This is a genomic window from Cytophagales bacterium, assembly GCA_033344775.1.
GTDB lineage: Bacteria > Bacteroidota > Bacteroidia > Cytophagales > Cyclobacteriaceae > JAWPMT01.
Window position 1 is genome coordinate 1,873,938 of the sequence record JAWPMT010000005.1, and the last position, 16,106, is coordinate 1,890,043.

General features: G+C 44.8%; 14 protein-coding genes. 7 read left to right on the forward strand and 7 right to left on the reverse strand.

The annotated features are described in order from the left end of the window. Window positions 1-137 precede the first annotated feature (137 nt). The 3 genes from R8G66_25550 to R8G66_25560 all read right to left on the reverse strand — a co-directional run bounded on the left by R8G66_25550 (window position 138) and on the right by R8G66_25560 (window position 3,297). On the reverse strand, window positions 138-1,001 hold the full coding sequence (locus R8G66_25550; GenBank protein MDW3195766.1) for an aldose 1-epimerase family protein: 864 nt from the start codon (window positions 999-1,001) through the stop codon (window positions 138-140). Window positions 1,002-1,085: 84 nt separating this feature from the next. Next, on the reverse strand, window positions 1,086-1,997 hold the full coding sequence (locus R8G66_25555) for a hypothetical protein (protein ID MDW3195767.1): 912 nt from the start codon (window positions 1,995-1,997) through the stop codon (window positions 1,086-1,088). Between the two features lie 58 nt (window positions 1,998-2,055). Further along, on the reverse strand, window positions 2,056-3,297 hold the full coding sequence (locus tag R8G66_25560) for a CHASE2 domain-containing protein (protein MDW3195768.1): 1,242 nt from the start codon (window positions 3,295-3,297) through the stop codon (window positions 2,056-2,058). 156 nt (window positions 3,298-3,453) lie between these two features. Here R8G66_25560 and meaB point away from each other — a divergent pair, with 156 nt between their 5' ends. The 7 genes from meaB to R8G66_25595 all read left to right on the forward strand — a co-directional run bounded on the left by meaB (window position 3,454) and on the right by R8G66_25595 (window position 10,556). Next, window positions 3,454-4,437, forward strand: coding sequence for a methylmalonyl Co-A mutase-associated GTPase MeaB (gene meaB / locus R8G66_25565; protein MDW3195769.1), 984 nt, complete (start codon window positions 3,454-3,456; stop codon window positions 4,435-4,437). 240 nt (window positions 4,438-4,677) lie between these two features. Further along, window positions 4,678-5,628 carry an SUMF1/EgtB/PvdO family nonheme iron enzyme gene (locus R8G66_25570; GenBank protein ID MDW3195770.1) on the forward strand — a complete coding sequence of 317 codons (951 nt, stop codon included), beginning with the start codon at window positions 4,678-4,680 and terminating at the stop codon, window positions 5,626-5,628. A 21-nt stretch (window positions 5,629-5,649) separates the two neighbouring features. After that, window positions 5,650-6,969, forward strand: a complete 1,320-nt coding sequence (locus R8G66_25575; GenBank protein MDW3195771.1) for a Gfo/Idh/MocA family oxidoreductase — start codon at window positions 5,650-5,652, stop codon at window positions 6,967-6,969. Between the two features lie 214 nt (window positions 6,970-7,183). After that, window positions 7,184-8,902 carry an alpha/beta hydrolase-fold protein gene (locus R8G66_25580; GenBank protein MDW3195772.1) on the forward strand — a complete coding sequence of 573 codons (1,719 nt, stop codon included), beginning with the start codon at window positions 7,184-7,186 and terminating at the stop codon, window positions 8,900-8,902. A gap of 177 nt (window positions 8,903-9,079) precedes the next feature. Further along, a complete protein-coding gene (locus tag R8G66_25585; GenBank protein ID MDW3195773.1) occupies window positions 9,080-9,562 on the forward strand; it encodes an RNA polymerase sigma factor in 483 nt (160 codons plus the stop codon). After that, window positions 9,546-9,905: a hypothetical protein gene (locus R8G66_25590; protein ID MDW3195774.1), complete on the forward strand. Its 360-nt coding sequence runs from the start codon at window positions 9,546-9,548 to the stop codon at window positions 9,903-9,905. Before R8G66_25585 ends, R8G66_25590 begins: the two co-directional genes overlap by 17 nt. A 12-nt stretch (window positions 9,906-9,917) precedes the next feature. Continuing rightward, window positions 9,918-10,556, forward strand: coding sequence for a hypothetical protein (locus R8G66_25595; GenBank protein ID MDW3195775.1), 639 nt, complete (start codon window positions 9,918-9,920; stop codon window positions 10,554-10,556). Window positions 10,557-10,737: 181 nt separating this feature from the next. Here the strand turns inward: R8G66_25595 and R8G66_25600 are convergent, their stop codons facing one another. The 4 genes from R8G66_25600 to purD form a co-directional block, all read right to left on the reverse strand. Further along, window positions 10,738-12,744, reverse strand: a complete 2,007-nt coding sequence (locus tag R8G66_25600) for a S9 family peptidase (GenBank protein MDW3195776.1) — start codon at window positions 12,742-12,744, stop codon at window positions 10,738-10,740. 146 nt (window positions 12,745-12,890) lie between these two features. Next, complete coding sequence (locus tag R8G66_25605) at window positions 12,891-13,352, reverse strand: gliding motility lipoprotein GldH (protein ID MDW3195777.1); 462 nt, start codon at window positions 13,350-13,352, stop codon at window positions 12,891-12,893. Further along, window positions 13,349-14,716: a regulatory iron-sulfur-containing complex subunit RicT gene (gene ricT / locus R8G66_25610; protein ID MDW3195778.1), complete on the reverse strand. Its 1,368-nt coding sequence runs from the start codon at window positions 14,714-14,716 to the stop codon at window positions 13,349-13,351. The genes R8G66_25605 and ricT overlap by 4 nt, the downstream gene beginning before the upstream one ends. Before the next feature lie 85 nt (window positions 14,717-14,801). Then, a complete protein-coding gene (gene purD / locus R8G66_25615) occupies window positions 14,802-16,085 on the reverse strand; it encodes a phosphoribosylamine--glycine ligase (protein ID MDW3195779.1) in 1,284 nt (427 codons plus the stop codon). Window positions 16,086-16,106: the final 21 nt, after the last annotated feature.

A 16,106-nucleotide genomic window follows, 5' to 3' on the forward strand; every position in this document is an offset into this window, starting at 1 on the left:
CAATCCGGTTTTATTCAAGCAGCATTAGCTCATTTTGTATAAATGTGTATCAGATAAGTCCCCCAATTGCAGAATAACGACTTGTAAAAGTGTCTTTTATATATTCCGTTCAAGTACGCTTCTTAAAGCAACAATCATTAAAAAACTTCCACCCTGAAATCACACACAAACTCATCCCCAGGCTGAACGATCTGTACTCCTTCCTTCTTCTCAATATCTCCTTCGTGATACTTGTGATCTGCCATTCCGAACCAGGGCTCTATGCAAACAAAGGGTGAGGTTCGGGACATGGACCATATGCCTAGATAAGGAAATCCCTGATAATGAAACTTGAGCCATCGCTTGTCCCCTCTTTCCAAAGACACATTGGTAGAATTCAAGGACTTAAAGACCAGTGCATCATCATCGAAAAGGGGATCAGTGATTGGAAGTGTTTTCCCAGAAAAACAGGGTCGGGTCTCGCCACTAAAAAAACCATCTTCACCCAGCATGTGTGTTTCAATATCTTCTTCCTTGTTAAAAACCAATCGATAATCTGATCTTTGCTCGCCTGGAAGTTGCGGACATCTAAAGGCAGGATGGCCACCTATTGAAAAGGGCATGGGCTCGTCACCCAGGTTTCGCACCACATATTCATTGATGATAGATTGTCCTTTGAATCTGTAAGAGACATCCAATTGGAACTCAAATGGATATTTGGCCCGAAGTTGCTCATTAGACGCCAGTCTGAAGGTAACCGCCTCTTCCGTATTTGAAACCATCTCAAATACATGATCCCTGGCAAATCCATGCTTATCCATTGGATACCGCCGACCTTTATACAGGTAACTATCGCCTTTCAACATGCCGATGAATGGAAAAAGAACCGGTGCATGCTTGCCCCAATGAGCAGGGTCCGCCTCCCAAATGTATTCATGACCCGAAGCTTTCAGGACAAGACTTTGCAATTCAGCCCCTTTCGGCGCAATGATAGCGGAGAGCAACTCATTTTCAATCGTCATGGTATTCATTAGGTTTAAGACCTTGAAAATAAAAAACCCCGCCACTTCTGGCGGGGTTTCCGATCATTTCTTTTTGTGTGGTGGCTATTCCACAATTCCGTTCTTAATCAGGAAATCTTCGTAAAGATCTCTGAATGACTCCACTTCAGGAGAGAGTTGAATGGCTTCTTCGTACTTGGTCAGTGCATCCAGCAACAAAGCATTCTCTTCGAAGAATGTCGCCAGTACCACTTTGCTAAGTGGCGAATCTGCAGCAACTTCTTCTGTTAGTGCAGTAAGATTTTCCGCAATCTCAGGCTTGTCAGAGGCATTCACCTTTTTAATGCCGTAATCACCAGAAGCAACTTCTTCATTGTCTTTCTGAACGACGGTGAAAATGTACAATCCTGACTCATTTTCCATTTCATCAAAGGAAAGGTCGATGTGATTCTTATCTGTTTCCTGCGTGAAAATTTCTTCGTCGAAGATGTTTTTGATGGTCACCACATACTGGGTTCCATCTTCAGTCCCTTCAGGAACTCTCCATCGTACGACTGCATCCGAACTAAACACATCTACTGAGCTTGGTAATAAAACCTGGATAGATCCGTCACCACCACGTTGAACCGCTCCGGTAGTGTTTGATCTTGATCTGATTCCTCCTCTATCACCTTCATTCATTTTGGCGGCAATGAATTGGGCGTATCTACTGGCGGCAGATGTTTTTTTCGTATTGATTTTAGAAGCAAGGTCAACAACTTTATTTGCCCCTTCGCCTCTCAACTCTGTCGTCTTACCCGATTTGTGCATCAATCCGATGTAAGCATCTGCAGACGTCAGAAGTTCTTCTCCTTCGAAGAGTAGCGCACCTGTTTTGAGCACAACCACATCTCCGCTAGCTTTCTTCACTTTGTTTTGTCCCTTATTGGCGAGGACTTTAAAAGTAAAACCCTGTCCAAAAGCTACTCCAATCGTTAGCGCCAGTGACAGCAAAACCGACGAAACCTTCTTTTTCATTATGATCTGTATTTAGTGGTTACAAAGTTAAATGTTTATCATGTTTGTTCAACGGATATTATAGCCGGTCAGCCTTAAATAATGCCCGTCTACCCTCTTTGGTAAATGTATTCTTGATCACTCCGTAGTAAACCTCCAATGCATCACCGGAAAGTGCAATCGCTACCAGCGCGATTGTCAAATCAACATAATAATTATACGAATCAAAGATCTGAACCATTAGGAAATAAAAGAACAATAATTCGATGAGTTGTATAAGTTTTGTCGATCCATCGTACCATTTCGGGATTTTTTTGTAGATGACAGAGAACAATGCGACATTCAAAAAGCATAAAATGATGGCGATTGTGACCTGCCAGAAATCTGACATATGATTCACAGGGTCATCACTCAATACCATCGAGGCGATATTGGCATGAATCACTCCTCCGTACATATCAGGTAACGTTCGACCTGCATAAACAGAGTTTAATGGAGTGATATACTTATCCTCAAAATTTTTCCGATCTCCCAGGTAGTCACCTAAATAACAAAAAATCACCAGCTTTCCCTGGATCATTTCTGGCGTAAAATTCTCTTCTAATACATCCGGCCAATCCAAAGCACTGTATTTAGTGCCAAATTTTGAAGCGCCAAAATCCATGACGTTTCCTTTAAAATTGATGAGTTCAATCAGGTTATCTCGATCCAGGTATTTTTCAGCTTTTTCAGGGTCAAGATAACTGGCCATTTTGATGCCAAGGGCGATATGCTCGGTACCATCATCTGCAATGCGTCTTGGCCAAAATTGACGACAAAATTTCAGTTCATCCTGACTCTCAGCCTCAGCATCCAAATTGGCGTGAGCGAAAGTCGCATTGGTGTTGAACTTGTCAAGGCTGTAGAATACCGTATCAACCGTATTATCGTCATCAACGATCATTTGGCTGACCATCACCAGATTATCAACAGAATTAAGAGCACCTTCCAGGATCATGTCTTCCAGGGTATCCTTCGGAATCATGAAAAAAGTATCCATTGCAAGCGCGGCAGGATTGTGTTGATTGATCTTGTCAACCATGATCCCTACCGTGCCGCGAGATTCGGCACCAATGTTGACCAAAACAATCCGATCATCCGCTATAGGGTCATTCCTGAGTTGGGAAAATACAATATCGGTCACCTGAAAATCTCCAAGTGCGTCAGCGATCGGATCGAAAATCTCGAATATTTTGAAGGCAGACGCAGACTTAAAAAGTCCCATCAGCCCAAAGACAAAGAGAGTGCCAAGAATTACATCAAGCCAAAGTTTCCTGAACATCGTAGCATCGGTTAGTGGGTGAAAAAATCTTAATTTACCCGCAATTAATGTTTATTCGACTTATCGATCAAGTCAGACGTGAAAAAGCTAATTTATTTTAATGAATTTACTGATCTTGACCGTGTCAGGTTGTTATATCCACAGAATATTCGGTGAATGAACCAAAATCGCCTTCCAACGGTAACAAAAATAAGCGAGGAAATAAAAAAAGGGAATCGAATTCTGCTGAGCCGGGCAATTACCTTAGTGGAAAGTAAACGTGCTGACCATCAGGCTACTGCAGCTGAGCTAATCGAAGACCTACTTCCTGAGACAGGAAAATCCATTCGTCTCGGAATCACAGGTGTGCCTGGTGTAGGAAAAAGTACCTTTATCGAAGCACTGGGCCTTCACCTGATCGCATTGGGCAAGAAGCCGGCGGTGCTCTCCATTGACCCAAGTAGTTCCCTATCACACGGCAGTATTTTGGGTGATAAAACAAGAATGAACGAATTGTCCCGTCATCAGCGGGCCTTTGTGCGCCCTAGTCCTTCTGGCACTTCACTTGGCGGGGTGGCAAAAAAAACCAGGGAAACCATCTACTTGTGTGAGGCAGCAGGCTTTGATGTGATCATTGTGGAAACAGTAGGAGTTGGCCAAAGCGAAACGGTCGTAAAAGACATGGTGGATTTCTTCCTATTGCTAATGCTATCTGGAGGTGGAGATGACCTGCAAGGTATTAAGAGAGGCATCATGGAAATGGCCGATGGTATTGCTATCAATAAAGCCGATGGCGCCAATAAAACCCAAAGCACCATTGCCGCCAGAACCTACCAAAAGGCCATGCACTTGTTTCCTCCCAGCCTTTCCGGTTGGACAGTGCCGGTAACAACCTGTTCAGCACAAGAAAATGAAGGCATTGCTGAATTGTGGGAGCAAGTTTTGAAATACGAATCCAAAACCCGTGCAAATGATTACTTCCGTCAAAACAGAACAGAACAGAATTTAAAATGGTACCGGGAAGGGGTTTCTGCGATATTGGAGCAATACTGGTTACGAGATCCTGATCTTCAGGAAAAAATCCATTCTCTCGAAGAGAAAATAAGAACCGATGCACGCTCGGTGAGCAGTGCATTGGCTGAGATCAGTCAATCGCTTTGAGTTTATTCGGCTTTTACGAACTCCTACTTTAATTGTCATTATACTGGTGAAGCTTTCGAAACGCCATTAATCCCACTTTCAAAAAGAAGGTATTGTGGGGAATTTGGAAGGAAAAGGTTTCTAAAGCTTCACTTTCTTTACTCCATGGTAGATCTTAATTTTTGAATACAATCTACTTTTTAGAAACGCCCTCCTTTTGGAAAGTCCTTCCCAAATATTTAACTTCTGCCTCTTCCGAAAGTGAGCAGACCCATCTACATCCCAGGACTACTTTTTTGTCTACTACTGATTCTTGGAAATCAATGGGCAGACGCCTCTTTTGAACCTTATTCAATTGCGCTGGAAGGATCCGATGAGCAAATCTCCATGACACCCATCAAGGGAGGAACATTTCAAATGGGATCGGCCAAAACTTCCTCAAGCTCTCCTGTTCACGAAGTAATCATCGACGATTTCTGGATCGGCACCTATGAAATCACCTGGGATCAATTTGAGCTCTTTCTGTACCGGGAAATTGATGATGTACAAACCTCCTCAAAAGGCGGCATTTCCATGGATATTGATGCCATATCTGGCGCCACCATGCCCTACGTCAATTTTAACCGACCGGGATATCCAGCCATATGTATGACACAATATGCCGCTTCACAGTTCTGCAAGTGGCTGACTGCCAAAACCGGAAACTTCTATCGATTACCTACCGAAGCTGAATGGGAATACGCATGCCGTGGTGGGACAACAACTGATTTTTCAGCCCCAAAAAACCAACTGGCTGATCACGCCTGGTTCGCTGAAAACAGTGATGGACAATTACAAAAAGGGGGTCAAAAAGCACCCAACCCCTGGGGCTTGTATGATGTGCATGGCAATGCCACTGAATGGGTTTTGGATACGTATCAATCAAATTACGATCATCTGAAAGATAAAAATCAAAACCCAGTACATCTGGAAGAAGAACTCTACCCACATGTGGTGAGAGGAGGCTCGTTCAGGGATACAAAAGAAGAACTAACTTCATGGGCCAGAGGCTACTCTACGGCAGCGTGGAAAAAACAGGATCCTCAATTTCCTAAAAGCCTGTGGTGGCATACGGATGCGACGCATGTGGGCTTTCGGATCGTCAGGCCCCTAAAAACACCAGATTCGCAAACCATGGAATCTTTCTGGATCAATCCGATCGAAGAATATTAACTGACCTAAACCCAAAAAGACATGTCATCAAATTCATCTTCCAATCGCCGAGACTTCTTAAAAAACACTGCGAAGGCTGCAGGTGCAGGTTTGCTGTACACGACATTACCTGCTGAATCAAGCGCCTACGTAGGGGCGGCTGGAGAAATCAAAGTAGCGGTGGTCGGCTGTGGCGGTCGAGGAACTGGTGCCGCGGCTCAGGCGATGACTGCTGATGCGGATGTACGACTGGTAGCCATGGCTGAGGCTTTTCAGGATAGATTGGATCAAAGCTTCAAGGGACTTTCCAAAAAATTTGGGGATCAGGTCAAAGTCACGGATGCCACAAAATTCGTGGGATTTGATGCCTACAAAAAGGCCATTGACCTGGCCGATGTAGTGATCCTTACGACGCCTCCGGCCTTCCGGCATTTGCACTTTGCCTATGCCATTGAAAAAGGTAAGCATGTGTTCATGGAAAAACCGGTAGCAACCGATGTGGTTGGCGTGAAGAAAGTGCTGGAAACTGCGAAGCAGGCCAAAGCAAACAAGCTCAATGTTGTCGTTGGATTACAACGTCACTATCAAAAAAGCTACCTGGATGTTAAATCCAGACTTGATCAGGGGAAAATCGGTGATATCGTTTCTGGGCAGGTTTATTGGAACAGTGCGGGCGTTTGGGTAAGACCAAGGGAATATCAGCAAACAGAACTGGAGTATCAGATGCGAAATTGGTATTACTTCAACTGGTTGTGTGGAGATCACATTTTGGAGCAGCACATCCATAACATCGACGTAGCCAACTGGTTCATTGGTTCGGTTCCAGCTTCCGCACAAGGCATGGGTGGACGTGAAACAAGAAATGGCCGTGATCACGGGCAAATCTTTGACCATCATTTTGTAGAATTTACCTATCCGGAAGGTCAGGTAGTGGCCAGTCAGTGTCGTCACCAAAAAGGATGCATGAATCGCGTCGAAGAAGTGTTCCAGGGAACCAAAGGAAGCGTTACCGTGAACTCAGGAAATTTCGGTGTGATCAAAAGCAAAGGCAAGGTGATCTACGAGCATGAAGGCGAATACGATATCAACCCCTACCAACAAGAACACAATTTGCTGTTTGCTGCAATTAAAGCCGGAGAACACAAATTTGCAGATGCTGAAAATGGTGCTAACAGCACCATGACGGCCATACTCGGAAGGATGGCAACTTATTCGGGACAAGACATTACCTGGGAACAAGCGATGGCTACTGACCTCAAATTGGTTCCGGACCTTTCTTCCTTCAATGATACGGCACCTGTACTACCAGATCGAGATGGTAATTATCCAGTTCCAGTTCCTGGATCCACGAAATTCGTTTAATACATATTATGCCATTAAGTTAGCATTCATCTATGCGACCCAATCTCTGCGAAGAATTGAATCGGACTGCCTGGTCGGTCAACACCGAAGCTGCAGTCTGTTCCGGATTTCTATTTCGAAAGAATATCTGAGATTGCTTCGCGCGCTCGCATGACGTTCCTTTTCTCTAACTTAAAGGCATTGACGATCTAAATAAAACCTAAACCGGACATCCATGAAACATCTGCTTGCTCTCTTCATTCTGGTTCTGCTCTTCCAATCCTGCCAGACACCTCCTGCCCAACTCACAGTAAATGTTTCTTTTTCCAATGCTTTCTCGGAGGAATCCCTGGATGGACGTCTATTGTTGATGTTCTCGACGGACAGCACGGCGGAACCTCGGTTTCAGATTCGAGACAACAATACCACGCAGTTGATTTACGGCCAAAATGTGGAAGGTTATGCGCCGAATCAGCCGGTGACCTTTGATGATGAAGCATTTGGCTATCCCATCCAGAAGCTGTCTGATCTAAAACCTGGCGAGTATTGGGTTCAGGCCTTGCTCCATACTTACGAGACCTTCAATTTGTCCACTGGGCAAACGGTCAAATTACCAATGGACAATGGAGAAGGGCAGCAATGGAACCGATCTCCTGGCAACATCTATAGTGCACCCAAGAAAGTGAGGGTCAGAAAAGGTGGTTCCGTTGACATAGTGATGGATCAGATCATCCCTCCTATCGCTCCACCTTCGGATACGAAATGGATCAAGCATGTACAAATGAAAAGTGAGCTCCTCAGTGAGTTTTGGGGCAGAGACATGTACCTGGGCGCACACGTCCTGTTACCAAAAGGGTTTGATGAGCATCCGGAAGCCAAATATCCATTAATGATCTTCCATGGCCACTTCCCTTATGATTTCGGGGGCTTTAGAACCGATCCACCGGATGAAGACCTGGAGCCCGATTATTCAGCTCGTTTTGGTATCTCCGGCTACAACATCATGCAGCAGCAGGAAGCTTATGATCAATATCAACAATGGATCAGCGAGGATTTTCCTCGATTCCTGATCATCGAAATCCAACATCCTACTCCTTATTATGACGATTCGTATGCCGTGAATTCCGCGAGTCAGGGACCATGGGGCGATGCCATCACCTATGAACTGATCCCCTACATCGAAGCGCAATTTCGAGGACAAGGAGAACCCTGGTCTCGTTTCCTTTATGGTGGATCAACAGGAGGCTGGGAGGCCTTGGCGGTACAGGTCATGTACCCGGATGAGTACAATGGCTGTTTCGCGGCATGTCCAGATCCAATTGATTTCCGGGCCTTTTGCCTGACCAACATTTACGAGGATGAAAATGCCTATTACAAGCGCGGCGAACACAAAGCATCGCTGGTTCCAGGCCATCGAAACTACCTTGGAGAAGTCAGTGCTTATCTCAAAGGCATGAATCATCGGGAGTACGCCCTTGGTGATAAATCACGCTCCGGACAGCAATGGGACATATGGGAAGCAACATACTCACCTCAAGGGACCGATGGTTATCCCGTTCGTTTGTGGGACAAAGTCACGGGTGAAATTAATCCAGAAGTAGCCGAATACTGGAAAGAAAACTATGACCTCCGCCACATCCTGGAACGAGATTGGGACGAGTTAGGTGAGAAACTCAAAGGCAAGATCAGGATCTATTGTGGGGACATGGACAATTATTACCTCAACAATGCGGTCTATTTGATGGAAGACTTTTTGGAAAGCACGACCGATCCATACTATGATGGTGAAGTGGCTTATGGTGACCGGTCTGAACATTGCTGGAATGGGGATCCTGAATTACCGAACCACGTCACTCGCCTGAGGTACAACACGATGTATGTCGATAAAATCATGGCGCGCATCCAGGAGAGTGCTCCTCCAGGTGCCGACCTGACCAGTTGGAGATATAAGTAGTCCAATTTCAAACAGGTCCGTCTTCCTTTAGAGATTACGGCTATTTTCATCTCATAAATTCAATATCGAGATAAAAATGCCGAAATGACGGACCTTCTGTTCAACCCGGTAAAGAATTCTACTATTTTTTGTCTGCCTGTCCTATAAATCACTACTAACCCCGACTAAGAGGTGAACATGGATCGAAAATGGCTAAGGCATATCATCTCTCAGCAACACGAAGTTGCTTACCGGTGGGCTTGCCATTGTTGCCACGGCGATCCTGAATTAGCGAAGGATGTTTTGCAGATGGTCTATCTGAAAATCCTGGAGGGTAAAGCAAAATTTGATCAGCAGGCGCAAGTCAAAACCTGGCTTTTTTCGGTAATTCGGTTTACAGCCATCGATGAGATGAAAAAGCAAAGGCGACATGAATTTGTTGACCTCAACCAAGTGAACGATCGACCAGCAGATCATACACAGACATCTGCTAGTTATAACCGGTTACTCCATCAGCTTTCTGAAAAGCAAAGAGAAATATTGCTACTGGTTTTTTATCACGACCTGACGATAGAAGCCGCGGCAGAAGTAATGGAATGCAATTTAGGAACCGCTCGAACACACTATCAACGGGGCAAGAAAAGATTGAAAGAACTGATCGAAAATGAAAAAGTCAAATAATCCACAAATGGAAGATCAGGAGTTGCAGCAATTCTTTGACGAATTAAAAACTGAAGAGGTTACAATTCCGATCCCTGAGATTGATGAGTTGATCCCTTCGCCGCAAGAAAAAAGTGGAAGCACTCCGTTTTGGCGTTATGCCGCTGTGATTGCTTTACTCATGATTGGATTGGCGACCTATCAATGGGGGTTTATCTCACAGGAATCAGAAGCAGACATTACTGAGATCATTATTTCCTATGAATTCCCAACAGCGGAGGAATTAACTGAGAAAGACGAATTGGAATTGCCGGGCATGGACCAATGGCGATCAGAAACAGACATTTTATTAACAGGGCTATAAAAACACAACAAAATGAAACAAGTATTATTAATCGCGATGGTGCTTTTCAGTACAGCGGCCTTTGCACAAACAGGCCAGCAAGAGATCACCAATTACTCGGCAGAACGGGTAATGAAATATCGATCCAAAATCGAACTAAAACCGGATCAGGTAGACTTCATCCGCGGACTTTACAATCAAAATACCGGAGCATTTAACAACCTCAAATGGGACCTGGATGAGGCCAATCTACAACTAAGTGAACTACTGAAAGAATCTAAAGTAGACAGTGATGCGGCCATGCAACTGATGGAAAAAGTGATGGCATTGGAAAGCGAGATCAAGAAGAAGCGGCTGGCAGTTTACCTCAGCATCAAAAACCGACTTACGGAAGAGCAACAACAATTATTAAGCGAAATTGATGGCACTGATGAAGTGCATATCATCGACCCAAGAGTCGAACTGAAGATCAAAAACAAAGGTGACTCCAAACAAGAACCGATTTTCATCGTCGTGGATGGAAAGGAGACAAAAAGAGTCAAAAAGATCAAGCAGGTGAATCCGGATGAGATCAAAAGTGTCGAGGTGCTCAAGGGTGAATCGGCTATCATTGAATATGGCAAAGAAGGCAAAAACGGAGTAGTGATCATCAGGATGAAAAATGAGCAATAAGAAACTTTAAGCTTCATTCTCTCTATTCACGTGATGGGTAGTGAACAAGCCCGATTGGTCATCGGGCTTTTTTTAAATTACTGAATAACTAATTCTATTTTTCAGCCTCGGAGAACTATTGCGTTTCACCACGGCTCTAAAGGCAGCAAAGTTGATTTCCTATTTTTTTAATAGAACACTACTATTTATTCTCAATCGTCGCTTCCATTGATTCTTCATCACCCAAATATTTTTCAAGCCATCCAATCCATCGGGTATACACATCCAGCGATCTTACCGGGTCACTCGGGAAATGCCCTGGGCCTGGGTAAGCAATGAATTCTACCGGGACATTGTTGTCTCTTAAGGCCCCATATAACTTATAGGAACCTGTAATCGTCACACGCGCGTCTCCCGTCTTTGACATGATCAAGGTAGGCGTTTTGAGTTTCGAGAAGTTGGAGATCGGCGAGTTTTCATAGGCCCATGTCAGGTTGTCACCAACATAGGGAGATTCAACAATTGAGTGACGTCTCATTCTATTGAGGTCATTCAAGCTATACATATCGGTCCAATCGACGGGAGCAGCCCCCGCAACAGCGGCCGTCCAAACCTCAGGGTACCGACCAATAAGCCAGGAAGTCATCCAGCCGCCATAGGACCAACCCGAGACTCCAATCCTATCGGCATCTACATAAGACTTTTCTTTGAGCACATTCACTCCGGTGATTACATCATGACCGGGTCCTTCGCTTGGGTCTTTAGAAATGGCCGACTGAAACTTATTTCCTCCATTGGTGCTGCCTCGATAATTCGGCTGAAAAACTATCCAGCCTTTTGCAGCCATCGCCTGTGTAACCGGACTGAACCCTAGCAAAGAGGAAGCACTAGGGCCTCCATGAATTTGCAGGACCAATGGATAGGTTTTATTAGGATCGAAATTTGGCGGATAGGTGATTATTCCTGTAGGCAAAAGTCCATCACTACTCGACCACTCTATACCTTCCTGCATACCCAGATTGATGTCTTTTATAAAGGAATGAAAGTCAGTCAACTGTACCGGATCAGCATTTAGGTTCTTTTTGTAATAAATCTCAGCCGGTAAATCTTTTTTAGCAGCGGTCAAAACCATGCTCCCATCTTTGGCCATGCTAAAACTGGCAACAGAAGCCAGCTCTCCGATATTGAGCTTCATAGCCTTGGCTCCGTCGAATTGAAAAAGTCCATTCCCCCACTGATCAATCGCTCTAACAACCATTGCCCCTGATCCGGTCCATGAAGTTCCGGAAGTGGCTTTGTCAAAGGATTGAGAAATATTGCTGATCTGACCTGTTGCAAGATCAACCTGATGCAGGTCAACCATATTGGAAGGGAAGCCATCACGTGGATAGCGATAGATCAATGACTTTCCATCCGGATGAAAAACCGGCGAAGATTCTCTTTGTGTATTTGAAGTGACCGCCTTCATCTCCTTCGAATCCAGGTCATAGATGAAGTTCCTTCCCAGATCCGAATCCCCAGAGTTAGGAGAAGGGTATTTCGTGAATGCGATCATTTTACTATCAGGTGACCATGAAATAGAGGAGGTAGTGAGCCCTGTAGCTACTGTAAATCCTTCTGGAGTAATTTTCATGGCATTCCGTCCATCGGCATCAGCGATCCAAACAGAAGTACTACCAGAAGGCCCCTGAACGAAATAGTCGTTACTTCCTACTTTAAAAGCATCATTGAATGAATTCTCATTCTCGGGCTCGGCTGGTTCTCTCACAGAATAGGAAATGTGCTTGCCGTTAGGGCTCCAGTAATAGCGAGAGGCTTTGGCTTCAGCATTCAACACCACACTTGATGATCCCGATTTTACATTCCAGACAAACAGTTGACGGCCGGCCTCTCTACTGGCAAAAAACGAAATGGACTTCCCATCCTTCGTCCAGGAAGGAGAACTAATGCCAGCGAACTCCTTAGCGATTTGCTTTGCTTCTTTGTTCCGTATGGTCAGCAGCATCAATGCCCGATCAAAACGATTGGTCTCCATGTTGCGATTAGCTGTCATGAAAATCGCAGACTTACCATCCGGTGAGATGCTCAGCGATGAAATGCTGGTCAGCTTATTTAAATCTTCTAAGTGAAAAGTGTTTTGTTGCGCAAAGCATGTGATGCTGGTAAGCAACATCCATACCAATGCTTGAATTCTTTGCTGAACTGCCATGTTGATGTTCTTTTTCTTCGAAATGAAGGTAAAGAGCAAGGCATGGATTGCCAATCAGATATTGATGAGTGGGGGTTCTTCACTTCAGTAATCCGAAGAAAAATAGAATGAATTCGAGCAGTAAGAGTCATTCACATTGTCATTGATCATTCCACCTTTTCAATACGCAAACCTACTCTTTGGATACCCGTGAGACTGTCGACACGCATGAATTGCTCCAGATCAATTTGATACTTCCCGGCGACAGGGAATTGAATGCCTTCCTCCAATACCATCTCGTTATTGTATTGATCTCCAATTCCTGAGCCGAAAGGTTTCCCGGTGATTGGCTCGAATAGCTGAATCTGCTCCAATGATTCTTTCAATACTGAATCTCCTTCTATCTGCAGGCGATAATTGAAATAGAAATTTCGATAAGGATAATTCAAATCGTTTTTGATCTCAGCGATCACTGTGTAGGAAGTCTTGGGGTCTTCGATTTCAAACGCATAGGTCAAAGCCTGATCTGTTCTCCAGAATTGCTCGACTTCATTGAACTCTTCATAAATACGTGCACTATCGCATGAAAACAATCCTATGATCAACAATAGGAAGTACCACTTTCTCATTCCTGAGGCTTATTTTGTTTGTTCTTGGGTCGACGCTTTTTGTTCGACCTGTTTTTTGTTTGATTGTTACCAGACTGCTGATTATTTGAGGGGTTCTGGTTTTGCTGTCCCTGCTGTTGATTTCCCGACTTCTGGTTATTGCCTGATTTTTTATCGTTGGGAGGTTTTTGTTTGTGCTTCTGCCTTCCTTGTAGGTTTTGTGGTTTGTCTTTCGCCTGCTGTTTGTTTTCGGCATTGGCTCCCTGCTTGTTATTCGGGCGCCGTTTCTTGTTCTTATTTCTTTTCTTCGATTTCTTGAATTTGCGATCCATGGCCACCAGATCGCTGTTGAGGCTGTCGATCGTTTCCTTCTCTTCCTCCACATCATCGAGTAACGTGGCTGGCTTCTTACCTTCCTTGTTCAATGCTATGATTTCCTGAACACGCGACGTTTCTAACGGATGCCAGGTATTTTCTCCCGCATACGCAAACCACATGATCTTTCGGAAGATATCGGTCTTCTGGAGCGTTACTTTACCATTCTCAATCTGTAAAGACCCCTCGATCTTTGGAATGTCATCCAGAGCATCCATGTAAGTATCAAGCTCATAATTGAGACAACACTTCAATCGTCCACATTGCCCGGACAACTTTCCTGGATTCAGCGACAAATTTTGATACCTGGCTGCTTGTGTAGTGACCGAAGTAAAATCACTCAACCACGTAGAGCAACACAACTCTCGACCACATGAGCCAATTCCTCCGATCCGACTGGCTTCTTGTCTGAGAGAAATTTGACGCATTTCTACCCTGATCTTAAATTCACTGGCCAGGATTTTGATCAACTCCCGGAAGTCTACCCGGTCGTCGGCTGAATAATAAAAGGTGGCTTTGCTGTTATCGGCCTGATACTCTACATCCGTGAGTTTCATCTGCAACTTTTGCAATTGAATGATCTCACGCGTGCGGTAGAGCGTAGGTTCTTCACGTTTCTTTACGCTTCGGAATTTATCAATGTCTTTTGGTGAAGCTAATCGATAGATGATCCGGATGTCCTCCATCTTCTTCACGCCTTTCTTCTTCATCTGAAGGCGTACCAATTCTCCTTGCAGTGAAACGTGACCTATGTGATGACCATTGGGAACATCAACAACTACTGCATCACCTGTATGTAGCTCAAGTTGCTCCTGGTTGCGGAAAAATTCCTTACGGCCGTTCTTAAATCGGATTTCCACATACTCGAATTGCTCAAGCGTAGGCACATCCATATTCGACAACCAGTCAAAAACGTTAAGTTTGTTACACCCTCCGGTGCTACACCCGCCGTTGTTTCTGCAACCACTGACTTCACCGTCAGTCCCCGTACTACACGAACTACATCCCATCGATTACTTCAATCATCAATTAACCAAAGATAGTTGGCTGGCTGTAAATAGGCAATTCCAACCATACCAGTGGTTATTGGTTCTCTTAGCCGTACTCTTTCAGGTCCTGACCGATATCCTTTCGTAGGTTCTTGCCATCCCATTTCACGAATGGCGTTGCGTCGTAGCATTTGGTCATGGCCTCCAGCATGTTCTTTCCCAGGGCTGTTAGTGTAATTACCCGGCCACCATTCGTTAATAGTTCACCGTCTTGTAATCTGGTTCCTGCGTGGAATGGGATCACCCCTTTCAAATTCGGGTCCATGGTAATCTTACGGCCTTTCTCATAGGACTCGGGATACCCTTCTGACACCATCATTACCGTAACCGCTGAATAGGGAACGGTTTCCAGTTTTTGATCGGCCAATTCTCCTTTGGCGGTAGCCACCAAATGATCAAGTAGATCACTTTTAATTCGAGGCAGAACAGCTTCTGTTTCAGGATCGCCCATACGCACATTGTACTCAATGACGTAGGGATCGTTTTTCACATTGATGAGTCCAAAGAATATGAAGCCACAAAATGGAATGCCGTCTTCTTCCAGCCCGGCAATGGTTGGACGAATGATCCTTGTCTCAATTTTCTCCATGAAATGAGGCTTGGCAAAAGAAACCGGTGAGATCGCTCCCATTCCTCCTGTATTTGGACCTGTATCGCCCTCTCCAATCCTTTTATAGTCTTTTGCCTCAGGGAGCAAAAGGAAATCCTTGCCGTCAGTCAAGACGAACACCGACAACTCGATTCCATCCAGAAATTGCTCCACGAGTACCCTCGCACTTGCTTCTCCGAACTTTTTCTCTACGATCAATTCACGTAGATTTTCCTTGGCCTCTTCCAAATCCGACGTGATCAATACCCCTTTTCCTGCGGCTAATCCATCAGCTTTCAGGACATAAGGTGCTTCGTTATCTTCAAGAAATTGATAACCTTCTTCGATGTTGGATTCATCAAACACTTTGGCCCTGGCTGTCGGTATGCCATAACGATACATGAAGTCCTTGGCAAATTCTTTACTTCCTTCCAACTGCGCACCGGATTGCTCGGGACCGACGATCAATAAGCCCTCCAATCGCTCATCTGCCTTCAGGTCATTGACCAGTCCTTTGACCAATGGTGCTTCCGGCCCTATGACCAACAAATCAATTTTATTGGCCAAAACCGCCTCTGCAACTTCCTGAGGATCTTCCGCATTAAGCGCAAGGTTCTGTCCTACCTCACCGGTACCACCATTTCCTGGTGCAATAAAAAGGTCCCCGCAATTGGGGCTTTGCTTGATTTTCCAGGCGAGGGCATGTTCTCTCCCTCCGGAACCTAAAACCAGAACGTTCATATTAAAAAGTGTGTATTCAAA